Origin of the sequence: Pseudomonas versuta (genome assembly GCF_001294575.1) — a bacterium.
GTDB classification, from domain to species: Bacteria; Pseudomonadota; Gammaproteobacteria; order Pseudomonadales; family Pseudomonadaceae; genus Aquipseudomonas; species Aquipseudomonas versuta.
The window spans coordinates 4,633,093-4,655,702 of sequence record NZ_CP012676.1; the positions used below are offsets into that span (position 1 = coordinate 4,633,093).

24 protein-coding genes are annotated in these 22,610 nt (G+C 59.1%); 15 read left to right on the forward strand and 9 right to left on the reverse strand.

The genetic code is table 11. The features are described from left to right. Positions 1 to 8: 8 nt before the first annotated feature. A complete protein-coding gene (locus AOC04_RS20735) occupies positions 9 to 389 on the forward strand; it encodes a RidA family protein (protein WP_003437778.1) in 381 nt (126 codons plus the stop codon). A gap of 68 nt (positions 390 to 457) precedes the next feature. Continuing rightward, on the forward strand, positions 458 to 1,201 hold the full coding sequence (locus AOC04_RS20740; RefSeq protein ID WP_060696428.1) for a putative periplasmic lipoprotein: 744 nt from the start codon (positions 458 to 460) through the stop codon (positions 1,199 to 1,201). Between the two features lie 57 nt (positions 1,202 to 1,258). On the opposite strand, the gene AOC04_RS20745 is transcribed toward AOC04_RS20740, so the two are convergent. Continuing rightward, positions 1,259 to 2,110: an SDR family oxidoreductase gene (locus AOC04_RS20745; RefSeq protein ID WP_060696429.1), complete on the reverse strand. Its 852-nt coding sequence runs from the start codon at positions 2,108 to 2,110 to the stop codon at positions 1,259 to 1,261. A gap of 187 nt (positions 2,111 to 2,297) precedes the next feature. Between AOC04_RS20745 and exbB the strand changes: the two genes are divergently transcribed. From exbB to AOC04_RS20775, 6 genes are all read left to right on the forward strand, one after another. After that, positions 2,298 to 3,275 carry a tonB-system energizer ExbB gene (gene exbB, locus AOC04_RS20750; RefSeq protein ID WP_060696430.1) on the forward strand — a complete coding sequence of 326 codons (978 nt, stop codon included), beginning with the start codon at positions 2,298 to 2,300 and terminating at the stop codon, positions 3,273 to 3,275. A gap of 6 nt (positions 3,276 to 3,281) precedes the next feature. Continuing rightward, on the forward strand, positions 3,282 to 3,707 hold the full coding sequence (gene exbD / locus AOC04_RS20755; protein ID WP_060696431.1) for a TonB system transport protein ExbD: 426 nt from the start codon (positions 3,282 to 3,284) through the stop codon (positions 3,705 to 3,707). After that, on the forward strand, positions 3,704 to 4,450 hold the full coding sequence (locus tag AOC04_RS20760) for a TonB family protein (protein WP_060696432.1): 747 nt from the start codon (positions 3,704 to 3,706) through the stop codon (positions 4,448 to 4,450). The genes exbD and AOC04_RS20760 overlap by 4 nt, the downstream gene beginning before the upstream one ends. Before the next feature lie 224 nt (positions 4,451 to 4,674). Beyond that, on the forward strand, positions 4,675 to 5,595 hold the full coding sequence (locus tag AOC04_RS20765) for a hydrogen peroxide-inducible genes activator (RefSeq protein WP_003437762.1): 921 nt from the start codon (positions 4,675 to 4,677) through the stop codon (positions 5,593 to 5,595). 8 nt (positions 5,596 to 5,603) lie between these two features. Beyond that, positions 5,604 to 7,679, forward strand: coding sequence for an ATP-dependent DNA helicase RecG (gene recG, locus AOC04_RS20770; protein WP_060697004.1), 2,076 nt, complete (start codon positions 5,604 to 5,606; stop codon positions 7,677 to 7,679). Positions 7,680 to 7,748: 69 nt separating this feature from the next. Then, complete coding sequence (locus tag AOC04_RS20775; protein ID WP_060696433.1) at positions 7,749 to 9,158, forward strand: aminoacyl-tRNA deacylase and HDOD domain-containing protein; 1,410 nt, start codon at positions 7,749 to 7,751, stop codon at positions 9,156 to 9,158. 88 nt (positions 9,159 to 9,246) lie between these two features. Here the strand turns inward: AOC04_RS20775 and AOC04_RS20780 are convergent, their stop codons facing one another. The 4 genes from AOC04_RS20780 to AOC04_RS20795 all read right to left on the reverse strand — a co-directional run bounded on the left by AOC04_RS20780 (position 9,247) and on the right by AOC04_RS20795 (position 11,654). Further along, on the reverse strand, positions 9,247 to 9,627 hold the full coding sequence (locus tag AOC04_RS20780) for a hypothetical protein (protein WP_060696434.1): 381 nt from the start codon (positions 9,625 to 9,627) through the stop codon (positions 9,247 to 9,249). Positions 9,628 to 9,833: 206 nt separating this feature from the next. Next, on the reverse strand, positions 9,834 to 10,109 hold the full coding sequence (locus tag AOC04_RS20785) for an HU family DNA-binding protein (protein WP_019410306.1): 276 nt from the start codon (positions 10,107 to 10,109) through the stop codon (positions 9,834 to 9,836). Between the two features lie 188 nt (positions 10,110 to 10,297). After that, the gene (locus AOC04_RS20790) at positions 10,298 to 11,446 is read right to left on the reverse strand and encodes an NAD(P)/FAD-dependent oxidoreductase (protein ID WP_060696435.1); all 1,149 of its coding nucleotides are present in this window, start codon (positions 11,444 to 11,446) and stop codon (positions 10,298 to 10,300) included. Between the two features lie 40 nt (positions 11,447 to 11,486). Next, positions 11,487 to 11,654: a rubredoxin gene (locus tag AOC04_RS20795; RefSeq protein WP_003437744.1), complete on the reverse strand. Its 168-nt coding sequence runs from the start codon at positions 11,652 to 11,654 to the stop codon at positions 11,487 to 11,489. Positions 11,655 to 11,854: 200 nt separating this feature from the next. On the opposite strand from AOC04_RS20795, the gene AOC04_RS20800 reads away from it, so the two are divergent. Together AOC04_RS20800 and ubiA are read left to right on the forward strand one after the other, a co-directional pair. Next, positions 11,855 to 12,418, forward strand: coding sequence for a chorismate--pyruvate lyase family protein (locus tag AOC04_RS20800; protein ID WP_060696436.1), 564 nt, complete (start codon positions 11,855 to 11,857; stop codon positions 12,416 to 12,418). Beyond that, the gene (gene ubiA, locus AOC04_RS20805; RefSeq protein WP_060696437.1) at positions 12,419 to 13,309 is read left to right on the forward strand and encodes a 4-hydroxybenzoate octaprenyltransferase; all 891 of its coding nucleotides are present in this window, start codon (positions 12,419 to 12,421) and stop codon (positions 13,307 to 13,309) included. Positions 13,310 to 13,384: 75 nt separating this feature from the next. Here ubiA and AOC04_RS20810 read toward each other — a convergent pair whose 3' ends face one another. Continuing rightward, positions 13,385 to 15,769: a penicillin acylase family protein gene (locus tag AOC04_RS20810; RefSeq protein ID WP_060696438.1), complete on the reverse strand. Its 2,385-nt coding sequence runs from the start codon at positions 15,767 to 15,769 to the stop codon at positions 13,385 to 13,387. Positions 15,770 to 15,805: 36 nt separating this feature from the next. Next, positions 15,806 to 16,390, reverse strand: a complete 585-nt coding sequence (locus tag AOC04_RS20815; RefSeq protein ID WP_060696439.1) for a DUF6436 domain-containing protein — start codon at positions 16,388 to 16,390, stop codon at positions 15,806 to 15,808. Positions 16,391 to 16,498: 108 nt separating this feature from the next. Here AOC04_RS20815 and bipL point away from each other — a divergent pair, with 108 nt between their 5' ends. Continuing rightward, positions 16,499 to 17,440 (forward strand): phospholipase BipL, encoded by a 942-nt coding sequence (gene bipL, locus AOC04_RS20820; RefSeq protein ID WP_060696440.1) that lies wholly within the window; start codon positions 16,499 to 16,501, stop codon positions 17,438 to 17,440. Between the two features lie 72 nt (positions 17,441 to 17,512). On the opposite strand, the gene AOC04_RS20825 is transcribed toward bipL, so the two are convergent. After that, complete coding sequence (locus AOC04_RS20825) at positions 17,513 to 18,265, reverse strand: DUF2059 domain-containing protein (protein WP_060696441.1); 753 nt, start codon at positions 18,263 to 18,265, stop codon at positions 17,513 to 17,515. Between the two features lie 152 nt (positions 18,266 to 18,417). Between AOC04_RS20825 and AOC04_RS20830 the strand changes: the two genes are divergently transcribed. The 3 genes from AOC04_RS20830 to AOC04_RS20840 all read left to right on the forward strand — a co-directional run bounded on the left by AOC04_RS20830 (position 18,418) and on the right by AOC04_RS20840 (position 20,356). Further along, positions 18,418 to 19,053, forward strand: coding sequence for a 2OG-Fe(II) oxygenase (locus AOC04_RS20830; protein WP_060696442.1), 636 nt, complete (start codon positions 18,418 to 18,420; stop codon positions 19,051 to 19,053). Further along, positions 19,050 to 19,541, forward strand: coding sequence for a 2-thiouracil desulfurase family protein (locus AOC04_RS20835; protein WP_060696443.1), 492 nt, complete (start codon positions 19,050 to 19,052; stop codon positions 19,539 to 19,541). Before AOC04_RS20830 ends, AOC04_RS20835 begins: the two co-directional genes overlap by 4 nt. Positions 19,542 to 19,642: 101 nt before the next feature. Further along, a complete protein-coding gene (locus AOC04_RS20840) occupies positions 19,643 to 20,356 on the forward strand; it encodes a carbonic anhydrase (RefSeq protein ID WP_060696444.1) in 714 nt (237 codons plus the stop codon). Between the two features lie 81 nt (positions 20,357 to 20,437). Here AOC04_RS20840 and AOC04_RS20845 read toward each other — a convergent pair whose 3' ends face one another. Next, positions 20,438 to 21,073, reverse strand: coding sequence for a hypothetical protein (locus AOC04_RS20845; RefSeq protein ID WP_060696445.1), 636 nt, complete (start codon positions 21,071 to 21,073; stop codon positions 20,438 to 20,440). A 330-nt stretch (positions 21,074 to 21,403) separates the two neighbouring features. Here AOC04_RS20845 and coxB point away from each other — a divergent pair, with 330 nt between their 5' ends. After that, positions 21,404 to 22,531, forward strand: a complete 1,128-nt coding sequence (coxB, locus tag AOC04_RS20850) for a cytochrome c oxidase subunit II (RefSeq protein ID WP_060696446.1) — start codon at positions 21,404 to 21,406, stop codon at positions 22,529 to 22,531. The last annotated feature ends 79 nt before the right edge of the window (positions 22,532 to 22,610 follow it).

Here is a 22,610-nt window from a genome sequence, read left to right on the forward strand (position 1 = left end):
AGTCACCCATGACCAAGACTGTTATCACCAGCGATAAGGCACCTGCTGCTATCGGTACTTATTCTCAGGCGATCAAAGCTGGCAATACTGTCTACATGTCCGGTCAGATCCCCCTGGACCCAAAAACCATGGAACTGGTTGAAGGCTTTGAAGCCCAGACCATTCAGGTATTCGAAAACCTGAAGTCGGTAGCTGAAGCGGCAGGCGGTTCGTTCAAGGACATCGTCAAGCTGAACATCTTCCTGACTGACCTGAGCCATTTCGCCAAGGTCAACGAAATCATGGGCAAATACTTCGAGCAGCCATACCCGGCTCGTGCTGCCATTGGTGTTGCCGCCCTGCCAAAGGGTTCGCAGGTTGAGATGGACGCTATTCTGGTAATTGAGTAACACCCCTCGGCGCAGCGCCTTCATGCTGCGCCAACCCCTCGCTTGCCCCGCTTTAAAAGGATTCCGCTATGCGCAAAGCGCTCGCATTCTCACTGCTCACCATTTTTCTGGGTGGCTGTGCCAGCGGCCCCGCCCATCGCGATATCAGTGGTGTCTGGATCAACCAGGCCGCAATAAATGAAGCCGCCAAAGGTGGCAATTTGCGTGAAGCCCTGCTTGCCAACGGTCCAAATCTTGAGTGGCAAATTGATGCCAGGCACGCCAAAGCCAATTACACCAATGGTTTTGAGTGGGTTGAAGGCAAGCTGATGCCGGAAAACGACGGCGTTTGGCAGGTCAATATCTATGGCAGCGTTGCCACAGACTTGAGCCTCAATGGCGACGAGCTGATTCAGGCCGCAGGAGAGTCCGATCCGCAACAGTCCTTCGTACGCTCATCCATAAACCTGGCAAGTGATGCGCCTTTGGGTACCAACTTCGAGCACGCGCTCAAGTCTGCCTACCTAGGCGGTCAGTGGCATGTGGTCAGCGGAAAAGGGCAAGGCAATCAAGTGATCTTCTTTGCAGACGGCCGGATTACCGGCTTGCCCGATGCCAACGCCTATGCCCTGTGCCTGGCGGGCGACTGTGCATCGATGAGCGGCGAGTACGACAGCCTCTGGCTGGAGCAGGATGAGTCCGGTGCGGCGCACATTTTTGTACGTAATGGCCGCCAGCTGGAAATCTTCCAGGCGCTGGATTCCGCCAAGCCTGACGAAATGCCCCAACTTTACCCGGGCAAGCGTGAATGGTTGCTGGAGAAGCAGCTTTAAGTGCAAGCCAGGCATCGCTTACCGCAGGAACGAGCAAGCTCGCTCCTGCGGTAGGTGTCAGTTCGCTAGCATCTCGCCGTAACCTTCGCGATAACTCGGGTAACGCGGTTCCCAGCCCAAAGCTTTGGCCCGTGCGTTGCTGCAACGCTTGCTGCCAGCCCGGCGAACGCTGGCTTCGGCGGCCCATTCGGTTATACCCAGGCGTTCACGCAACCAGTCCACGACTTCAGCCAGGGGTACCGGTGCGTTATCTACGCCGATATAGCAATCGTCCAGAGATTTGCCCTGCAGGTCGGCCTGGAGCAGGAAGGCTATAAGGCCGCCCGCGTCATCGGCGTGAATACGGTTGCCATACAACGGTGGATCTACAGCAACGCGGTAGCCCTTGCGTACTTGCCCCAGCATCCACTCGCGTCCTGGTCCGTAGATCCCTGTCAGGCGCACCACGCTTGCAGGAATGCCGCTGCGCAGTGCTACCTGCTCAGCCTCAAGCATGATTCGCCCCGAGTAACTCGAGGCTTGGGCGGGTGACGTCTCATCCACCCATTCACCGCCTTTTTGCCCATAGACCCCACTACTGGATATAAATATCAGGCGCTTTGGCTGCTGGTTGTGTTGCTTGAGCCAGTGGAGCGTGTGTTTGAGCCCGTCAACATAAGCCGCCTGATAGCCTGCTTCGTCGTGTTCTGTGGCAGCAGCGCTATACACCAGATAATCAATATTGCCCTTGGGCCATTGGTCTGGGCATTGCTCGCTGAACAGGTCGCCTGCTACACCAATGACACCAGCAGGCAGCCGGTCGGTGGAGCGCCGCAGCCCATAGACCTGCCAGTCATTGGCCAGTAATTGAGTCGCGAGACGACTTCCGACATCACCGCAACCGGCGATCAGAACCGAGGCTTTGGGCATCTCAAAACTCCTAATATAAAGTTACAAAATTGCATGTTCAGACCCGACCAAGGTCGTGACTTTTTAAAAAACAGATGCAATTGCTTTTGTTAACAAGAATTACTTGCAATAATAACCCATCATTTGCCCTGGGTCTCAAGACGCGTTGTAGGGCATAACCTTATTACTTTTCTCAGGTCCGGCTAGCATGACACGCAATCATCCCACCGCTTCGCCAACCCCGCTTTTGAGCCCCGCACGTGTATGGCGTGGGCTTGCGGCGCTGATGTTCAGCCTGTTGCTGGCGCCTGCTGCAGCGTTTGCCGACGAGCCTGCTGCGCCGGCCGTGCATTCTGCCACTGAGGTTGCAGCACCGGCACCTGTAGCTACGCCAGGGGCAACCGACCCGTCATTGGTCGAGGGTGCTGTTGCTCCGGCCGACGACGCTCCGCAAGTGCTTGAAGAAGACAACACTCTGGGCATGGCACACGACCTGTCGCCTTGGGGCATGTACAAAAACGCGGACATCATCGTCAAGATCGTAATGATCGGCCTGGCTATTGCCTCGATCATCACCTGGACCATCTGGATTGCCAAAGGCTTTGAAGTCCTGGGCGCCAAGCGTCGTCTGCGGGTTGAAATCGCCAATCTGAAAAAAGCCGGCACCCTCAAGGAAGCCAGCGAGTCTGCTACCAAAAAAGGCACCCTGGCACACCTGCTGGTGCAGGACGCACTTGAAGAAATGCGTCTGTCGGCCAATAGCCGTGAAAAAGAAGGCATCAAAGAGCGCGTCAGCTTCCGCCTCGAGCGTCTGGTTGCCGCGTGCGGCCGCAACATGAGCAGCGGCACCGGCATTCTCGCCACCATTGGTTCAACCGCGCCGTTCGTAGGTCTGTTCGGTACCGTATGGGGGATCATGAACAGCTTTATCGGTATCGCCAAAACCCAGACCACCAACCTGGCCGTTGTAGCGCCCGGTATTGCCGAGGCCCTGCTGGCCACTGCACTGGGTCTGGTTGCTGCGATCCCTGCGGTAGTGATTTACAACGTCTTCGCCCGCTCTATCACTGGCTACAAGGCGCAAGTGGCAGACGCATCTGCAGAAGTGTTGCTGTTGGTTAGCCGTGACCTCGATCACCTGCCGCCCGAGCGCAGCTCGCAACCGCATATGGTGAAAGTGGGGTAATCGGCCATGGGCCTGCATTTAAAAGAAGGCGATGACGATCTCGCCGAGAACCACGAAATCAACGTCACCCCTTTTATTGACGTGATGCTGGTACTGCTGATCATCTTCATGGTGGCAGCACCGCTGGCCACTGTAGATATCAAGGTTGACCTGCCCGCTTCGACCGCCAAACCGGCGCCGCGCCCTGAGAAGCCTGTGTTCCTCAGCGTCAAGGCTGACCAGCGCCTGTATCTGGGTGAAGAGCCGGTCACCGTTGAAGCCCTGGGCCCGACCCTGGATGCCAGGACTCACAACAAAAAAGACACGACGATCTTCTTCCAGGCCGATAAAGGTGTGGACTACGGTGACTTGATGAGCGTGATGGATGCACTGCGCGCAGCCGGTTACTTGAAGGTGGGTCTGGTCGGACTAGAGACGGCAGCCAAGAAATGACCATAGCGCGCCAAAAGATGACGCGTTACGCAATCAGCCTGGTCGCGGTGTTGGCCATCCATGCAGTGGCAGTCATTCTTGCCATGCAATGGTCCAGCCCGCGGAACGTCGAACTTCCTCCGCAGGCGATGATGGTTGATCTGGCTCCGATGCCAGCACCGCCACCGCCAGCACCGCCGAAAGTGGTGACACCACCACAACCGCCGGCCCCTGTGGAAGAGTTGCCGATACCCAAGCTGGCCGAAGCGCCCAAGCCGAAGATTGCTGTCCCCAAGCCGGTCAAGCCCAAGCAGAAGCCACAACCGCCCAAGCCTGTGGAAAAACCTGACCCGGTTAAAGAGAAGCCTTCAGAAGAGAAACCGAGCGACGCCACACCGACCAAGGCGCCGAGCGAGAAGTCTGCTGCCCCGGCCCCTGGCCCGTCGGCACAACAGCTGGCCGCCAAAGCCAGTTGGGAAGGTACTTTGCTGGCCCACCTGGGCAAGTACAAAAAGTACCCGGCTTCTGCACAGTCGCGCGGCAAAGAGGGTCTGAACCGTCTGCGCTTCGTGGTGGATGCTGAGGGCAAGGTACTGTCCTATGAGTTGGTAGGACGTTCAGGCAACGCGGATCTGGACCGGGCTACCCTGGAAATGATTCGTCGGGCCCAGCCATTGCCCAAGCCACCGCCTGAAATGCTGACCAATGGCACCATCGAGATCGTGGCACCCTTCGTTTATTCCATCGATAAACGTCGGCGATAAAACGTTGGCTCGGATAAAAGCCCTGCAGGTGCTGGTTTGCCATCGATAGCAGCAGTGCAGTCTCCCGCAATACAGGGGCGGCTGCATCGCTGCTAAACCCGCTCTCGCAGTATTAAACCTCCTTTGCCTTGATTAGCGACTGTAGCTCTGAGGGTAATGTCTGATAACGTGCGTCTATCGATTGCAGCCGCTATGCTTGGCCCGCAACCACAGGGACGCCCGCTATGACGCTTACAGAATTACGCTACATCGTTACGCTCGCCCAAGAACAACACTTCGGCCACGCGGCTGAACGTTGCCACGTCAGCCAGCCGACCTTGTCGGTGGGTGTGAAAAAACTGGAAGACGAACTCGGTGTGCTGATTTTTGAGCGCAGCAAAAGTGCCGTGCGCCTTACCCCGGTAGGTGAAGGCATCGTCGCCCAGGCGCAAAAGGTACTGGAGCAGGCCCAGGGCATTCGCGAACTGGCCCAGGCCGGCAAGAACCAGCTGACCGCCCCGCTCAAGGTCGGTGCCATTTACACCGTCGGCCCGTATCTGTTTCCGCACCTGATTCCGCAACTGCACCGGGTCGCCCCGCAAATGCCGTTGTACATCGAAGAAAACTTCACCCATGTGCTGCGCGACAAGCTGCGCAATGGCGAACTGGACGCGATCATCATCGCTCTGCCGTTCAACGAAGCCGATGTACTGACCCTGCCGCTCTACGACGAGCCGTTCTATGTGTTGATGCCGAGCGAGCATCCATGGACGCAAAAAGAAACCATCGACGCCAGCCTGCTCAACGACAAGAGCCTGCTGTTGCTGGGCGAAGGTCACTGCTTCCGCGACCAGGTGCTGGAAGCCTGCCCGACCCTGGCCAAAGGCAAGGACGGATCGCAACACACCACGGTTGAATCCAGCTCGCTGGAAACTATCCGTCACATGGTGGCTTCAGGTCTGGGCATTTCGATCCTGCCATTGTCGGCCGTCGACAGTCATCACTATGCCCCGGGCATATTGGCTGTGCGTCCGCTGACTCCGCCGGTACCTTTTCGTACAGTCGCCATCGCCTGGCGTGCCAGCTTTCCTCGGCCCAAGGCGATTGAAATCCTCGCCGACTCTATCCGTCTGTGCTCGGTGGCCAAGCCGCCTGCCGCGAAGTAAGCCTGCCGATGACCGAGTTGTCGAAAGTGTCGGTCACCGCGCTCAAGGGCGTTGGCGAGGCCATGGCCGAGAAACTGGCCAAGGTGGGTCTGGAAAACCTGCAGGATGTGCTCTTCCATTTGCCGCTGCGCTATCAGGACCGCACTCGCGTGGTGCCCATCGGCGCCCTGCGCCCTGGTCAGGATGCAGTGGTCGAAGGCCGGGTCATCGGCGCGGACGTGGTCATGGGCAAGCGCCGCAGTTTGCTGGTGCGGATCAATGACGGTACCGGGGGCCTGAGCCTGCGGTTCTATCATTTCAGCAATGCGCAAAAAGAGAGCCTCAAGCGTGGCACAGAAGTGCGCTGCTATGGTGAGGCACGTCCCGGCGCGTCGGGGCTGGAGATCTACCATCCCGAATACCGTGCAATCACCGGTGATGAGCCACCTCCCGTCGATACCACGCTGACACCGATTTACCCTACAACCGAAGGTCTGACCCAGCAGCGTCTGCGCCAGCTCAGCCAGCAAAGCCTTGCCCTGCTTGGCCCGCGCAGCTTGCCTGACTGGTTACCCCCGGAGTTGGCCAAAGAGCACCAGCTAGCGCCGCTGGACGCAGCCATTCGCTATTTGCATCAGCCACCGGCCGATGCTGATGTCGAGGAGCTCGCCTTGGGCCATCACTGGGCACAACACCGCCTGGCGTTTGAGGAACTGCTCACCCATCAGCTCTCGCAGCAGCGATTGCGCGAGAGCCTGCGCTCCCAGCAGGCGCCGGCCTTGCCCAAAGCGCAAAAGCTGCCGGCGCAGTTTCTGGCCAACCTGGGCTTCCCGCCAACCGGCGCCCAGGTCAGAGTCGGCAACGAAGTGGCCTACGACCTCAGTCAGCCTGAACCCATGTTGCGTCTGATTCAGGGCGACGTAGGGGCAGGCAAGACCGTGGTGGCGGCGATGGCCGCTTTGCAGGCGCTTGAGGCTGGCTATCAGGTGGCACTGATGGCACCGACGGAAATCCTTGCCGAGCAGCACTACATCAACTTCAAGCGTTGGCTGGAGCCGCTGGGGCTTGAAGTTGCGTGGCTGGCCGGCAAGCTCAAAGGCAAGGCCCGGGCCAGTGCGATGGAACAAATTGCCAATGGCGCACCGATGGTCGTCGGTACCCATGCCTTGTTTCAGGATCAGGTGCAGTTCAAGAACCTGGCCCTGGTCATCATCGATGAGCAACACCGTTTTGGCGTGCAGCAACGTCTGGCCCTGCGCAACAAGGGGGTTGGCGGGGTGATGTGCCCACACCAGTTGATCATGACAGCCACCCCGATTCCGCGGACCCTGGCCATGAGTGCTTACGCCGATCTTGACACCTCGATTCTCGATGAGCTGCCGCCCGGCCGAACGCCGGTCAATACCGTACTGGTGGTCGACACACGGCGTATCGAAGTGATCGAGCGGGTGCGTGCCGCCTGTGCCGAAGGCCGGCAGGCCTACTGGGTATGCACCCTGATTGAAGAATCCGAAGAGATGACCTGTCAGGCCGCCGAGACCACCTTTGAGGACCTCTCAAGCGCTTTGGGTGAGTTGCGGGTAGGTCTGATTCACGGCCGTATGAAGGCGGCAGAAAAAGCCGCGGTCATGGCGCAGTTCAAGGCCGGTGAGTTGCAACTGCTGGTCGCAACCACGGTGATCGAGGTCGGCGTCGACGTACCCAATGCCAGTCTGATGATTATCGAAAACCCGGAGCGCCTGGGCCTGTCCCAGCTCCACCAGTTGCGTGGCCGTGTGGGTCGGGGCAGCGCCGCGAGTCATTGCGTGCTGCTGTATCACCCGCCGCTGTCGCAAATCGGGCGTCAGCGCTTGGGCATCATGCGTGAGACCAATGATGGTTTTGTGATCGCCGAAAAAGACCTCGAGCTGCGCGGCCCCGGCGAAATGCTGGGCACCCGGCAAACCGGCCTGCTGCAATTCAAGGTCGCCGACCTGATGCGCGATGCCGACCTCCTGCCTGCTGTGCGCGATGCTGCCCTGACACTGATTGAGCGCTGGCCGGGCCACGTCAGTCCGCTTCTGGATCGCTGGCTACGCCACGGTCAGCAATATGGGCAGGTGTAAAAATTCGTTCAGTAATCAGATTTGCGGCCGATTAATAGACGCTTACCAAATTTGAGTTGCAGGAATCGAATGCAGATCTTCAATGAAGTCGCCAGCGCTCCAACCGTTTTGAGCACACCGCTTGCAGTCCGGCGGCTGCTTGAAGATTTGGCCGTTACCTGGCGCGAAGTCCACGACCATCCGGGGCTCAACCCGGGCTGCAAGGTGCAGGCGGTGTTGCTCGATGACTCGGTTGGCGCCCTGATGGTGCTGTTTGCGCAGAGCCACCTGCTCGATCTCAATCGTCTCGCTGACTTGGTCGGGCGTCGCATGACGGCAATCGCGCCTGATCGCCTGCAGCAGATACTCGGCAGGCACAACTTGAGCGTGTTGCCGGGCTTGCCTGCATTCACCAATTCACCTTGCCTGTACGAAGAGCAATTACTCCAGCAACCCCTGCTGTTGATCGGTGCGGGTGAGCCCGGTTTGTGGCTGGAGATTAGCCTGGAAGATTTCAGGCGCCTGCTGATCAACGCCAGCGGGGGCCGCTTTGGCGAGTCCCTGAGCGCTATCAGGCTTAACCTTGATCAAGCACAAGATGATGGCGAGGCGATCAACCGGGCAGTCCAGGCATTCACGGCGCGCCGTATCCAGCAACGGCTGGAAGGCACTATCGAGCTGCCGCCGCTGGCAGAAAGCGTGCGTAAAATCATGCGGTTGCGGGTCGATCCAAACGTCACCATCGATGAAATCACCAGTGTTGTCGAAACCGACCCGGCACTGGCGGCACAAGTCATGAGCTGGGCATCGTCGTCGTACTACGCTTCACAAAGCAAAATCCGCTCGGTTGAAGACGCTATTGTCCGGGTGCTGGGGGTTGATCTGGTGATTAACCTCGCCCTGAGTCTGGCGCTGGGCAAAAGCCTGAGCGTGCCCAAGGACTACCCGCACTCGAGTGCCCCTTACTGGCAGCAGTCGATCTACACCGCAGCGGTCATTGAGGGGTTGACCCGGGCCATGCCTCGGGCCGAGCGCCCGGAAGTCGGCCTCACCTACCTGGCCGGGCTGTTACACAACTTCGGGTATTTGCTGCTGGCTCATGTGTTCCCGCCGCACTTCTCGTTGATCTGCCGTCATCTTGAAGTCAATCCGCATGTCAGTCATAGCGTCATCGAACAGCATTTGCTGGGTATCAGCCGCGAGCAAATGGGAGCCTGGGTGCTGCGGTACTGGAGCATGCCGCCAGAGCTGGTGACGGCATTGCGTTTTCAGCACGATCCGCACTATAGCGGCGCCGATGCACAGTTCCCGAACCTGGTCTGTGTGGCACTGGGGTTGTTGCGTAGCCGGGCAATCGGCACCGGATCATGTGCGCCACTTCCAGACGCGGTGTTCGAACGTCTGGGGATCTCCCGCGAAAAGGCGGAAGACGTTGTCAGCAAAGTGCTGGAGGCGGAAGTGCTGCTTCGCGAAATGGCAGCGCAGTTTAGCCGGGCGTAGCCCGCCGTTACCTGTAGGAGCGAGCTTGCTCGCGAGCTCTTCTAAGCGTAAACAGCTCGCGAGCAAGCTCGCTCCTACAGTTGAAGTATCAGGCCGTGGGCTTTTTACGTGGCTTGAGGTACTTGGTCAGGCCCTGGAACCAGATCACCAGGGCCGGATTGCCTTTGATCTGAATCGATTTGTCCTGAATCCCGGTCATGAATGCCAGTTGCTTGTTTTTCGCTTGCAGCGTGGCAAAGCCGTAGGCTGCATCTTTGAAGGCGATCGAAAAGGCAGGCTCGGGGTACAGGCCCGAGTGGCTGGTGATGCGCTGATTTTTGACTTTGAAGTGACGGGCCACTTTGCCATCGAGGGTTTGCAGCTGGAAAACCAGGTCCTTGTCGACCAGTTGCTGCTGAAAAGCAGGGTTTTTACGGCTGGCTTTGCTCATCAAAAAGCCCAGCATCCAGAGCAGGAAACGAAATTTCATGTAGGCGGCCTCGGGAGAAATTAAATGGCCGGCGCAGTTTAACGATTTGAACGAAGAACGCCATATATGAGCATGGATTGGCGTAGATGGTGGGGGTTTTGCCGCTTATGGCCGCACGATTGTGTGGTCGGGTGTCAAGAACGGGCCGCTAGCCGAGCCAGCCTGCCCATTCTTAAGGCCGTTGCGAGCAGCGGCCCATTCCAGACTTATGGATTGACGCTGTCTTTCAAGAATTTGCCCGGCTTGAAGGCTACGGTGTTGCTGGCCTTGATTTTTACCGGCTCGCCGGTTTGCGGGTTCTGTCCGGTGCGAGCACCACGATGGCGCTGAATAAAGGTGCCGAAGCCGACCAGCGTTACGCTGTCTTTGCGATGCAGGGCATTGGTGATTTCTTCAAGCACTGCGTTTAGGACGCGGCTGGCTTGCTCTTTGGTGAGGTCAGCCTTTTCAGCGATAGCGTTGGCGAGATCTGGTTTACGCATGATGAAGCCTCTTTGACGGTTTTTTGTTGTTATGTCCGTGCTGCTCTCTCTGGAGCAGCGCCAAGGCGCCGCAGGCTCTACTCTGCGGCAGACCGATGTGAGGATGGCACGCGGCCAAGGCCGACGCCAGCCTCTGCGCCGGCTTTGTTGTCTCAAGGTGGTGGTATAAGCGACAGAGTGGGCTGCATTTACGCCAAAAGTGCAGGCAGCTCTTTGTTCAGCGCCAGTTTTTCGCGAACCGCCTCACCTGTCAGGGCATAACCGAGCAATTTGCCTTCACTGTCCCTGCACAATGCCTTGATATCGGCGCCTTGACCCTCCACGGTCCACACGCCTTCATGCCCACGCGGCACGGGGGACACTACAAGCGGGCAAACCGGGGTTTTGACGGTAATCGGCATCGCACCGTAGCTGACGGCCGTGGGGTTGCCTGCCAGGGTTTGCGCCAGGGCCCGGGCACAGCTCATCAGCGGCATGACATACAACAGGCTCAAGCCATCGACCTCGGCACAGTCGCCCAGGGCATAGATGTTGTCATGGGAGGTTTTGAGCTGGCGATTGACCTCGATTCCCCGATTGACCCGAATCCCCGCGGCAGCGGCCATATCGATGCGCGGGCGCAAACCAATGGCTGACACTACGACATCGCAGTCGATCACGCTGGCATCCGACAAATGCGCCTGGAGCCCATCTTCAGTGCGTTGCAGGCGGGTCAGTACCGGGCCCAGGTGCAAGCGCGCGCCCAGGCTCTCAAGGCCGGCCTTGACCGCTGCAGCGGCGGCGGGATGCAACAGGGTTGGCATGACCTGCTCGCAGGGTGCGACCAGATCAACTTCATAACCGCCTGCGATCAAGTCATTGGCAAACTCACAGCCGATCAGGCCTGCGCCCAGAATCAATACCCGGCGCTTGCCTGCGGCGGCGGCGCGAAAGCGGGCGTAGTCTTCAAGGTCGTTGATCGGGTAGATCGCGTCCTGGGCATCACCTTCTACCGGCACCTGCACCGTTTGCGCGCCCCACGCCAGAATCAGGTCGCGATAGGGAACGGCTTCTTCGCCGATCCACAGCTGCTTGTGACCCGGATCGATCCCGCTGATGCGGGTGTGGGTCCGTATCTGGGCGTTGAGCTGTTGCGCCATGGCGCCGGGCATCGCCATGCTCAGGCCGTCAGCTTCTTTATTCTTGCCAAAGCCGGTGGACAGCATCGGCTTGGAGTAGGAGCGGCCGTCATCAGCCGTGATCAGCAGCAGCGGGGTTTCGCTGTCCAGCTTGCGAAATTCCCGGGCCAGATTGTAGCCGGCCAGGCCGGTACCAACGATCACGACAGGTGCGTTCATTCCAATCTCCATGGGTGTGAGTCAGTTTTAAGGGGGTAGATCAGTTGATTTCGATCATCTCGAAATCCATCTTGCCAACGCCGCAGTCCGGGCACAGCCAGTCTTCAGGTACGTCTTGCCACAGCGTACCGGGGGCAATGCCGTCATCCGGCCAGCCGTCGGCTTCGTTATAAATCAGTCCACATACGATGCATTGCCACTTTTTCATGGGGTATTTCCTCAAGTTCAGGCTAATAGGAGGCCACAGGCTTTTTCAGATCAGCCAGGTCACTCGTCAATTCAGGGCGTTTTGTACTGATGCCTATCGATAGATGCAAGCACGATTACTGCCAAAAAATCCCCGGCCGCTCAATCAAAGATCCGCGTGATAAGCTCGCCGGCCTCAATGGCTGCCAATTATGACCCACTGTGCCGCACTTAACTTACCCGCTGATCTCCCCTGTCTGGCTTGAAAAAGACCAGCTTCCTGCATTGCCTGATGAACAAGTCCTCGACTGGCTGTTCGATCAAGGCTCCTTGACCCGTCGCCTGACTGCGCTTTCCCGTGGAGCCTTTAGCGTGCTGCCGCTTTTTGAGGGCTGGCAGGCCTTGCGCCCGGATGAGTGTGCGGCCCTGAGCCTGCCCGAAGGCAGCGAGGGCTGGGTGCGTGAAGTGTATTTGCACGGTCAGCAGCAGCCGTGGGTGTTTGCCCGCAGCGTGGCGGCTAAAAGCGCTCTGGAAGATGGTGCATTGAATATGGACGAGCTGGGCACCCGGTCACTGGGTGAACTGCTGTTTTGTGATCAGGCTTTTGAGCGCGGTGCTTTGCAAGTGTGCCACTACCCGCGTGCCTGGTTGCCTGCTGCCGATCAGGCAGATCTGCTGTGGGGCCGCCGTTCGCGCTTTGTACGCGGAGCATTGAGCGTGCTGGTGGCCGAGGTGTTTTTACCAAAACTGTGGGCCGCCCTGAGTGCCCGGCCGGAGAACAACTGAATGTACGTGCGCCTGCTCAAGTCACTCAATCGCCTGAACCCTCGCGCCTGGGACTTCATCCAGCTGACCCGCATGGACAAGCCCATCGGCATTTACCTGCTGCTTTGGCCCACGCTGTGGGCGCTGTGGGTTGCCGCCAAGGGCGTGCCTTCGCTGAGCAACCTGCTGATCTTTGTCTTCGGGGTAATCCTGACCCGTGCCGGCGGTTGTGTCATTAACGACTTTGCCGATCGCAAAGTTGATGGCCACGTCAAACGTACAGAACAGCGGCCATTGGTCAGTGGAAAAATCAGCAGCAAAGAGGCATTGGTGTTTTTTGCGCTGCTGATGGGGATCAGTTTCCTGCTGGTGCTGTGCACTAATGCGCCGACCATCTGGCTGTCATTCGGCGGCCTGGCGCTGGCTGCAAGCTACCCGTTCATGAAGCGCTACACCTACTACCCGCAAGTGGTACTGGGGGCGGCGTTCTCATGGGGCATGCCCATGGCATTCACCGCCGAGACCGGCAGCCTGCCTGCCGCTGCCTGGTTGCTGTACATCGCCAACCTGCTGTGGACCGTGGGCTACGACACCTACTACGCCATGACCGACCGCGAAGATGATTTGAAAATCGGAGTCAAATCCACCGCCATTCTGTTTGGCGATGCTGACCGCATGATCATCCTTACCCTGCAAGGCCTGGCGCTTGGCTGCCTGCTGCTGGCAGGTACGCACTTCGAACTGGGCGGCTGGTTCCACCTCGGCCTGCTAGTCGCGGCCGGGTGCTTCGTGTGGGAGTTCTGGTATACCCGCGACCGCGACCCGCAGCGCTGTTTCAAAGCCTTCCTGCACAACCACTGGGCCGGGTTGGCAATCTTTGTAGGCATCGTCCTGAATTACGCATTGGGATGAATAAACGGCCCCTGTAGGAGCGAGCTTGCTCGCGAGCTTTTCAATTCAACAGACAGCTCGCGAGCAAGCCCGCTCCTACGGTTGGTTGGGCACCAGGCGCAAGAGGCTGCGGGTATTGAGCTGGATTTCCGTCTCGTCGAGATGCGGGATGCTGTAGTCGCCTTCGATGTAGGACTGGGCCTGGTCGCTGTAGTGTCTGTCGAAGGGCACGCCGCTTTGGCCCACCGGGTTGATGGTCAGGCTGTGGGACGGATCGGCAAAGTCGATCAGGCGTCTGGTCGACGGACCGTAGGTCACTGCCCAGGGGGCGGGGCCGAGTTTGGCGCTGAGATTGTTTGGCACTTCATGGCTGCCGGGGGCCTCGAAGGGGCCGACGTTAAACAGCCAGTCCAGCGGTTTCTGTCGTCCCAGCGGGTGGTCGTGAGTCAGGGTATGCGCCTTGCCCCAGCGCCATTGCGCCGGGTCATCACCCAGGGTGGCTTTCAACTGCGCGATGCTGGTTTGCCAGGCGACTTTGACCGTGTCGGCCCGGGTCTCTTTTTGCGCCGTATTGCGGTTGTCCCACCACGGCGAGTCCGGGCTTGCAGCGAGGCGTGGCAAGGCGTCGTCGATCACCCGGGTGGTCAGCAAGGTGTCAAAAAAAGCATCGCCCAATTCATCATGCATCGCGGCGTCAGCCAGGCTGAACAGGAACTGGCTGAACAACGTGGCGGCCGTTGAATCCAGCGGGTAATCGCCCTGCCATTGCGCCAGTTGTTCTATCAGCTGGCGTTCGGCCGGATCGCTGACCACTTCACGCAACACCGGTAATAGCGGCTTGAGCACACGCTGGGCGTAGTCGGTGCGTGTACCCAGTTGCAGCGCCTGGCTGTTTTTCAGGTTCCACTTCACGCCGGGGTCACTGAGCTGGCGATTGAGCTGCTGGCCGCGATCCGCCAGGTTGTAGTAACCGGGTATCTCAATGCCGGCAGGCGACACCGGCTGGAAGTTGGCCGACACGATATAGCCCCGCGCCGGGTTCTCTTCCTGGGGGTTTGCGCTGAACGGGTAGAAACCGTCTTTGTCAGCCTGACGGGTACTGCCATCCAGAATAAAAGCCGGATTGACCCCGGCCGGGCGTTTGGGCAATTGCGCCGCGGCCCACCAGCCGATGTCGCCCTTGGCGTTTGCCCACACCAGATTCAGGCCCGGCGCGTGAATGTAGGTGGCGGCCGTGCGTGCCTTGCTCAACGTGTCGGCGCGGTTGAGTTGGTAAAAGCCTTCGAGGATCGGATCCCGGGTTTCCAGAAAGCCCCACCACATCGCGACCGGCGTGCTGCCGGCCGCAGACCCGAGTACATCGTTGATGATCGGGCCATGGGGTGACTGGCGCAGGGTGAGCGTCACCGGTGGCTGGCCTTTGACCGCTATTTGCTGTTCGCTGCTGCTCATGTCGACCCACTGACCGTGGTACCACACCTGATTCGGGTTGTCGGGATTGGTCTTCTCGGCAATCAGGTCCAGATCATCGTTCTGGAACATGGTCAGGCTCCAGCCAAAGTCGCGGTTGTTGCCCAGGAAGGCGAACGGTACCAGCGCCTGATGGTAGCCGTAGAGCTCAAAATCGGGTGCCGAGAGTTGCGCCTCGTACCACACCGATGGGGTCGAGAAGCGAATGTGCGGGTCGCCTGCCAGCAGCGGCTTGCCACTTTCGGTGCGCTTGCCCGACACGACCCAGGCATTGCTGCCCTCAAACTGTGGCAGGCCGGCCTGACTCAAGGCCTGATCGCTCAGTTGGGCGAGGGAGCCGAGGTTTTTCCAGTCGTTGTTCGAGAGTGCCGGGGCCAATACGCCCCGGGGCTGCCAGTCGAGATCGAAGACTTGCAGGTAGCCGCTGCCCAACTGGTCACGGACGTAGGTCAGCAATGGCTCTGTGCGAAAGGCGGCTGCAAAGCTGTAGGCCATGTAACCGGCGACGCTGATCGTGTCTTCAGCGGTGAATGGCCTCGGGGTGATGCCCAGCACGTCAAACTCCACCGGTCTGGCATGGGTGGCCTGGTACTGGTTGATCCCGTCCAGATAGGCTTGCAGCGCCAGCCAGGAAGGCGACTGATGATCCAGTTCGGCGACATAGCTGGCGGCACGTTCGCGAATGCGCAGGCTGCGGAACAACTTGTCGGTATCGACCAGTTTGGGCCCGAGTACCTCGGCCAGTTCCCCACGGGCCAGGCGGCGCATTATTTCCATCTGAAACAGACGGTCTTGCGCCTGCACATAGCCGAGGGCGCGGTACATGTCGGTCTGGTTGCCTGCGCGGATATGCGGCACCCCGCGCTCGTCATAACGCACCGTGACCGGGCCTTGCAGTGTGTTCAGCCCGACCTGCCCCTGGCGCATGGGCAACTTGCTTTGCACATACCAGATACCCCCGCCCGCGATGGCGGCAATAACGAGGGCGGTTACGGTCAGGCTGCGTTTCATGGTGCAACTCCTTGTAATTTTTCTGCACCGAAGCGCTTAGTGTGAAGCGCCAGCATCCTGCCATGGGCAATAGCAGCCAACGGCCATGGTGTGGGTGGCTTTTACCGGGCGGCCTTCGCTCAATGCCTGCAGGATGGGCTCGATAAAACTGTTGCTGGCATTACAAGTGGCGCCTTCACTGTAGGGGCCAAAGTAGGCCAGCTGGCCGCTGCGGTCCCAGATGGCCACAGCCGGGCTGGCGCTCAGGTGCTCGGCGCCTGGCAGGTTGGGCAATGGCTTTATCGCGCCAAGGGTGGCGGGCAACTGGCCGTGGGTGCCGGGCTTTTGCACGGAGTAGAACGCAACGCCCAGCGGTACATAATGCGCCAGCAGTTCGCGCAGGTGCTGCTGGTTGCCGACATTGCACGGGCAGGCCGGGTCCCAAAAATGCACCACGCGAATCGGTCCCGGGCCTGAAAGCTCGGCCGGCAGGCTCAGCACGTCCCCGGCGAACAGTGCGGTGCGGTCGCTGAAGGCGCGAATGTAGCGACCCTGAAACCAGTCGTAGGCCAGCCATAAACCCACGGCACATATCAGCGTCAGCAGGCAGGCAAGCAGGGTTTTTAAAGTGGGCACAGGCATGCAAATAGGTCCTCGAAGGCCGCGTAGCTTGCCATGCTTGAACTGACAGATGAATATTCCGGTCTATAAAGCCTGTTTTGCGCACATGCGCCCTGTCTGGAAACTCTTATGCCTGCCCCGTTTGCTCCCGATTCCTTGCGCGCCAGCTTGCAGCCTCTGCACGACGGCCAGCCATTGTCGCGGGAGGGGCTGGCGTACCAACATTTCTACGGGCTGGATTTCCCGCAGCGGGAAGTGCCGGTGCGCCGACAATTGGGGCGCTTCAGTGCCGGCGGCTACGACCTGGTCAGCCAGGTCTGGTGGCCAGAGTCCACCCCGGTGGCGACGCTCTTCGTCATCCATGGTTTTTACGATCACATGGGCTTGTATCGGCACGTCATTGAGTGGGGGTTGAATCGAGGTTTCGTGGTCATTGCCTGCGACTTGCCCGGGCACGGGCTTTCGAGTGGCGCGCGGGCCAGCATTGACGATTTCGCGCAGTACCAGGCGGTGCTGCAAGGGCTGTTTATCGAGGCCCAATCCCTGGCACTGCCGCAACCCTGGCACCTGTGCGGGCAAAGTACCGGAGGCGCGATTGTGCTTGATCATGCGCTGCGTCAGGGCGATCAAAGCCCGGCACAAGGACGGGTAATTCTGCTTGCGCCATTGATCAGGCCCAAGGACTGGCGTTGGTCGAAGTTCAGCTATTACCTGCTCAGGGGGTTCGTCAAAGGCATCGCCCGGCGTTTCAGCGAGAACTCCAACGATCCGCAATTCTTACCGTTCCTGCAGGCCGATCCGCTGCAGCCGGTGCGTCTGCCAACAGCATGGGTGGGTGCGCTGGCGCGCTGGATCCCGCGTATTGAGCGTGCAACACCCTGCTCGCGCCGGCCTCTGGTGATTCAGGGCGAAGCCGACAAGACGGTGGATTGGCAATACAACCTTGAGGTACTGAAGACTAAATTCGATCAGCCAAAGGTGTTGTTGCTGCCAGAAGCCCGGCACCATCTGGCGAATGAAACGGCCGAGATTCGCGAGCGCTATTTCGCGTTTCTGAATAAACATCTGTAGGAGCGAGCAGTTTTCTATCCGGTACACCGTATTTAAGAGCTCGCCAGCAAGCTCGCTCCTGCGGGGCGTTGGTTATTGCGCCAGGCTGGAGGTGCTTTGGCCTACTGCCAGCCCGGCGCGGATCGCCGCCAGTGCCGCCAGGTAATAGGCTTTGCCGTCAGGCGATTCGGCGAAGGTGACGAACTCTTCCAGTTCCGGGTCAGACAGGTCGCGATACACGTAGAGCAACGTGTTATCCAGCTCACCCGCAATTTGCTCCATCAAGCGCTGGCGCTGGCCATCCAGCATGCCTTGGGCCTGTCCACCGCCGAGCAACCCCGGAATCATCGAACTCAAACTGTCAGCGGCAACCCCGGCGATCGCCAGAGTGACTTCTGCGCCCGCTTCACGGGCCGGCAGTGCCCGTGACAAGTGGTTGATCAATAGCTGGCGAGTGGCGCTGGCTTCGATCCGGGGCAAGCCTTGTGCGTGCTTTGCCAACTGATCGCGGCGGGTGGCCAGCAGTTCTGCAGCCACAATCCGTCGGCCCAGCGGCGACTGGAAAAATGTCAGTGCAGGCACAGGGTCAGGCAGGGTGTTGCGCATTTTCTCTTTGGCACGCCGGTCCATCGCGTCGGGGGCAAAGCGCTGGTTGCTGTTATTGACCAGGGCTTGATAGACAGCAGGCGGCAGGTTGTTGCGATAGCGTTCCTGGGCGGCAGTAAGGGCATCAACAAAATGCGCGCGCTGTTCTGGCCACCCGGCAGTCGTGAACAGATCATCGAGGTTATCTGCCCATGCGGGTAACGTGCAAAACATCATCAACAGTAAAAACAAGCGGCGCATGAGGGACTCCTGTCTGCAGGGCGCTATTGTCCGGGTGTGGCGTAGGACTTGTCGAGAATTCGTCTCGCTCCAGGGGGCTTTAAATGCTCCGGTTAATTATTTCTACTCCGCCAGCTAGACGGAGCTGTCGGATTTTCAGACGTGTCGATATTATGCGCGGCATGCAAATACCATCTGATCACCCGCTGTTGCTTCGCATCGTCGACGACCTGTACGCGCAGGGGTGGTCACAGCAAAATATCTTTCTGCCCGAGGCTTTGACCCTCGAACTGGCGGCGGAGTGCCATAAACGTTCGGCCGAGGGTGAACTGACCCCGGCGGCGGTCGGGCGCGGTATTGCCCAGGAGGTCCGCGAGGGGATACGCGGCGACCATATTCAATGGCTGGAGCCGGGAGAGGTTCTAGCCTGCGACAACTATCTGGGGTTAATGGAAAGCCTGCGAATCGCCATGAATCGCAGGCTTTTTTTGGGCCTTGATGACTTTGAAAGTCACTTTGCCCTCTACCCGCCCGGAGCCTTCTACCTCAAGCATCTGGACCGCTTTCGCGATGATGACCGGCGCATGGTCTCGGCCGTGGTTTACCTCAACGAGGCCTGGCTGCCGGAACATGGCGGGCATTTGCGCATGTACCTGGACGATAACGTCGACTATGACGTACTGCCGGTCGGTGGTTGTCTGGTGGTATTTCTCTCGGGCGAGATCCCCCATGAAGTGATGCCCGCGACCCGTGACCGGCTGTCGTTGACCGGCTGGTTTCGCCGTCGCGCTACAGAGGTGTTTGTATGAGGCAAAAGGTGTTGGTCAGTCGTTGTCTGTTGGGCCATCGCGTGCGCTACGACGGCGGCGCCAGTGGTCCGTATGGTCAGTTGGCCCGGTGGCAGGATGAAGGGCGGATCATTGCCTTGTGCCCGGAAGTTGCGGGTGGCTTGCCTACGCCGCGTCCACCGGCAGAAATTCCCGGTGGGCAAGGGCTCGATGTGCTTAACGGCAAAGCACCGGTGATGACCAACGAAGGTGAAGACGTGACCGCGGCGTTTATGGACGGGGCACAACAGGCGCTGGCGCTGGTAAACCGGCACGGCATCCGGATTGCCATTCTCAAGGCCAATAGCCCGTCTTGCGGCAATGTGCAGACCTATGACGGCAGCTTCAGCGGGGTCAAGGTTGAGGGCCAGGGCGTGACAGCCGCATTGCTGGCAGGTGCAGGCGTTCAGGTGTTCAGCGAGTTGCAGCTGGATGACGCGGCACGGGCGCTGGCACGGCTTGAGGCCTGACGATTTCTGTGACAGCCGGCGCGCTCGCGCCTGCAGGGGTATGTAGAGGCTGTAAATGAGTTCAGGTAATATCCGTTGCCACTTTGCCCTGGGGATTCATCATGACTGACAAGCCTAAACCACAGCCCTCGGCCGCGACTGAAAGTGCCGACTCTGCGCTGCACCATATCGTGGATGGTTTTTTGCACTTCCATCACGAAATCTTCCCCGAGCAGGAAGCCTTCTTCAAAAAACTCGCCACGGCGCAGAACCCGCGCGCGATGTTTATTGCCTGTGCCGATTCGCGCATCGTGCCTGAACTGATCACCCAAAGTGCCCCGGGTGATTTGTTTGTTACGCGTAACGTCGGCAACGTGGTACCACCGTACGGCCAGATGAATGGCGGCGTTTCGACTGCAATCGAGTACGCGGTGCTGGCACTTGGCGTGCAGCACATCATCATTTGCGGACATTCGGATTGTGGCGCGATGCGCGCGGTGCTGAACCCCGCCAGCCTGAAAAAAATGCCTACGGTCAAAGCTTGGTTGCACCATGTTGAAGTGGCCAAAACCATGGTTCAGGACAACTGCAACTGTGCCAACGAAGCTGAAAGCATGCACGTGCTGACCGAAGAAAACGTAATTGCCCAGTTGCAGCACTTGCGCACACACCCGTCAGTGGCGTCGCGCATGGCCAACGGGCATCTGTTCATTCACGGCTGGGTGTACGACATCGAAACCAGTGAGATCAAGGCCTACGACGCCGATAAAGGCGCCTTCCTGCCCCTGGATGGCACCAGCCCGATTCCGAGTGCTACGCCCAAGGCCAGGTTTTAAGCGCTTGCAAGAGCGAGCTGTCCGCTTTCTTGGACACTGCACTGAAACGCTCGCGAGCAAGCTCGCTCCTACAGAACAATCCTATACGTTCAGCCCAACGCCCAGTTGCTTGGACAGGCAAGGCCAGCGGCTCCAGGCTGCGCCCGTCACAGGGCTGGTCAGACGTCCGCGGTAGGCATTGACCGATTCCACGGCAAAGCTTTCATCGTTGAGCATCTCGTCGACCGCATGGTGTACGGCTTCGTCCAGTTGATTGGCAAAGGCCTCGCCGATCAGCTGGTGGGCGATGAGGTTGGCTACGGTCATGTCCAGCGGGATCAACGGCTGGCCCAAGTGTTTGATGTAGAGATCGTTGACCTCTTCGACCAGCCGGTGTGCCAGATACGCTTCATCAAGCAGGCCTTCAAGCCCGGAATGACCCTCGAGCAGCTGCAGTGGCTGGGCAAAGTATTGCTCGGCAATTTTAAGTACCGGCTTGATTTGCGACTCGATGCCGGCCTCTTGGGCGACTGCGTTGGCGGCATCGAGCAAGTCGGGCACCTGTTCAATGTAGGCGCTGACAAAGCGGCTCATCACTGCATTTTTATCTGTGTCAGGGAGCTCAATGGCGGCATGAAGATGCGGCAGTTGCGTGGCCAGATGCTGGGCCAGCAGGCCCGTTTTGGCCTCATGTTCTTGGGCACGCGAGATCTGCACGCGGATGGCGGCGGTGTTCATGGGAACTCCAGGGGGGCAGCAAGACAGGAAAGTGCTTTAAAAGTAGACCTTTAAACTAAAAGGGCTTTTTTTCAGGGGAAGTATTGTTATTCATTTTGTGACCGGGCAGTGAGTGCCATTTGTCGATGTGGCCTTATTTCACTGTTTTGACCCCTTACATTGCGGGGTTGGTGCCGGTGTCTATACTCGATTTTGTAACCGAATTTGATGATGCCCGACTGCCTGAGCAGACGAGGCTAGGCGGTCCAGGTTCACAGGGTTTGAAAACCGCCCCCTTGTAACGCAGGTTGATACCGGCGCAATAACAAGAAAAATAAAGGGGAACCCGCAATGATGCGACATCCAAATCTATGGATGGGCCTGCTGTTGTGGTCGGTTTTCGGCAAGGCGCAAGCTGCCTGGACCGTGAACATGACGCCGGGCGCGACCGAAGTCAGCCACGCTGTCTTCGACCTGCACATGACCATTTTCTGGATCTGTGTGGTGATCGGCATCATCGTATTTGGTGCCATGTTTTGGTCGATGATCGTTCACCGCCGCTCTACCGGGCAGCAAGCCGCCAAATTCCACGAGAGCACCACGGTCGAAATCCTCTGGACGGTCGTGCCTCTGGTGATCCTCATCGTGATGGCCATCCCCGCAACCAAAACCCTGATTAACATCTATGACACCAGTGAATCGGATGTCGACATCCAGGTCACTGGCTACCAGTGGAAGTGGCATTACAAATACCTGGGACAGGACGTCGAATTCTTCAGCAACCTGGCCACCCCCGCCGAGCAAATCCATAACCAGGCCCCCAAGGGCGAACATTACTTGCTTGAAGTCGACGAGCCGCTGGTACTGCCGATCGGCGCCAAAGTGCGTTTTCTGGTGACCTCGGCTGACGTTATCCACTCCTGGTGGGTGCCTGCTTTCGCGGTCAAGCGCGACGCCATTCCGGGGTTTATCAACGAAGCCTGGACCCGTATCGAGAAGCCCGGCATCTATCGCGGCCAGTGCGCTGAACTGTGCGGCAAGGACCACGGTTTTATGCCCATCGTGGTGGATGTCAAAACCCGTGTGGACTACGACGCCTGGCTCGCCGATCGCAAGGCGCAGGCCGCGCAGCTCAAGGAATTGACCAGTAAAGACTGGACCCTGGACGAACTGGTGGCCCGTGGCGACAAGGTTTATCACACCACCTGTGTGGCCTGTCACCAGGCTGAGGGCCAGGGCTTGCCGCCGATGTTCCCTGCCCTCAAAGGCTCGCCGATTGCCACCGGTCCGGTCGCCGATCACCTGCATCGGGTGTTCTTCGGCAAACCGGGTACAGCCATGGCGGCCTTCGGCAAGCAGCTCTCGGAAGTGGATATAGCCGCGGTGGTGACTTACGAGCGTAACGCCTGGGGCAACAACAAGGGCGACATGGTCACCCCCAAAGATGTGCTGGCGCTCAAACAGGCACAAGGCAAATGAGCCGCCGGGGGATGTGCGTACGCAATGGCAGGGGGCCGCGGGCCGCCGGTTTTTTGGTCCATCCGTTTGCAGGAGTCAG

What these genes read in the sequence shown, in the direction of transcription:
- AOC04_RS20825 (WP_060696441.1), bottom strand. Translation starts at nt 18,265, where the DNA reads ATGCGCCGCTTGTTTTTACTGTTGATGATGTTTTGCACGTTACCCGCA.
- AOC04_RS20795 (WP_003437744.1), bottom strand. Translation starts at nt 11,654, where the DNA reads ATGAAAAAGTGGCAATGCATCGTATGTGGACTGATTTATAACGAAGCC.
- AOC04_RS20835 (WP_060696443.1), top strand. Translation starts at nt 19,050, where the DNA reads ATGAGGCAAAAGGTGTTGGTCAGTCGTTGTCTGTTGGGCCATCGCGTG.
- AOC04_RS20790 (WP_060696435.1), bottom strand. Translation starts at nt 11,446, where the DNA reads ATGAACGCACCTGTCGTGATCGTTGGTACCGGCCTGGCCGGCTACAAT.
- AOC04_RS20785 (WP_019410306.1), bottom strand. Translation starts at nt 10,109, where the DNA reads ATGCGTAAACCAGATCTCGCCAACGCTATCGCTGAAAAGGCTGACCTC.
- AOC04_RS20780 (WP_060696434.1), bottom strand. Translation starts at nt 9,627, where the DNA reads ATGAAATTTCGTTTCCTGCTCTGGATGCTGGGCTTTTTGATGAGCAAA.
- coxB (WP_060696446.1), top strand. Translation starts at nt 21,404, where the DNA reads ATGATGCGACATCCAAATCTATGGATGGGCCTGCTGTTGTGGTCGGTT.
- AOC04_RS20760 (WP_060696432.1), top strand. Translation starts at nt 3,704, where the DNA reads ATGACCATAGCGCGCCAAAAGATGACGCGTTACGCAATCAGCCTGGTC.
- AOC04_RS20845 (WP_060696445.1), bottom strand. Translation starts at nt 21,073, where the DNA reads ATGAACACCGCCGCCATCCGCGTGCAGATCTCGCGTGCCCAAGAACAT.
- AOC04_RS20840 (WP_060696444.1), top strand. Translation starts at nt 19,643, where the DNA reads ATGACTGACAAGCCTAAACCACAGCCCTCGGCCGCGACTGAAAGTGCC.
- AOC04_RS20830 (WP_060696442.1), top strand. Translation starts at nt 18,418, where the DNA reads ATGCGCGGCATGCAAATACCATCTGATCACCCGCTGTTGCTTCGCATC.
- recG (WP_060697004.1), top strand. Translation starts at nt 5,604, where the DNA reads ATGACCGAGTTGTCGAAAGTGTCGGTCACCGCGCTCAAGGGCGTTGGC.
- bipL (WP_060696440.1), top strand. Translation starts at nt 16,499, where the DNA reads ATGCCTGCCCCGTTTGCTCCCGATTCCTTGCGCGCCAGCTTGCAGCCT.
- AOC04_RS20815 (WP_060696439.1), bottom strand. Translation starts at nt 16,390, where the DNA reads ATGCCTGTGCCCACTTTAAAAACCCTGCTTGCCTGCCTGCTGACGCTG.
- AOC04_RS20740 (WP_060696428.1), top strand. Translation starts at nt 458, where the DNA reads ATGCGCAAAGCGCTCGCATTCTCACTGCTCACCATTTTTCTGGGTGGC.
- ubiA (WP_060696437.1), top strand. Translation starts at nt 12,419, where the DNA reads ATGTACGTGCGCCTGCTCAAGTCACTCAATCGCCTGAACCCTCGCGCC.
- AOC04_RS20765 (WP_003437762.1), top strand. Translation starts at nt 4,675, where the DNA reads ATGACGCTTACAGAATTACGCTACATCGTTACGCTCGCCCAAGAACAA.
- AOC04_RS20735 (WP_003437778.1), top strand. Translation starts at nt 9, where the DNA reads ATGACCAAGACTGTTATCACCAGCGATAAGGCACCTGCTGCTATCGGT.
- AOC04_RS20745 (WP_060696429.1), bottom strand. Translation starts at nt 2,110, where the DNA reads ATGCCCAAAGCCTCGGTTCTGATCGCCGGTTGCGGTGATGTCGGAAGT.
- AOC04_RS20775 (WP_060696433.1), top strand. Translation starts at nt 7,749, where the DNA reads ATGCAGATCTTCAATGAAGTCGCCAGCGCTCCAACCGTTTTGAGCACA.
- exbD (WP_060696431.1), top strand. Translation starts at nt 3,282, where the DNA reads ATGGGCCTGCATTTAAAAGAAGGCGATGACGATCTCGCCGAGAACCAC.
- exbB (WP_060696430.1), top strand. Translation starts at nt 2,298, where the DNA reads ATGACACGCAATCATCCCACCGCTTCGCCAACCCCGCTTTTGAGCCCC.
- AOC04_RS20810 (WP_060696438.1), bottom strand. Translation starts at nt 15,769, where the DNA reads ATGAAACGCAGCCTGACCGTAACCGCCCTCGTTATTGCCGCCATCGCG.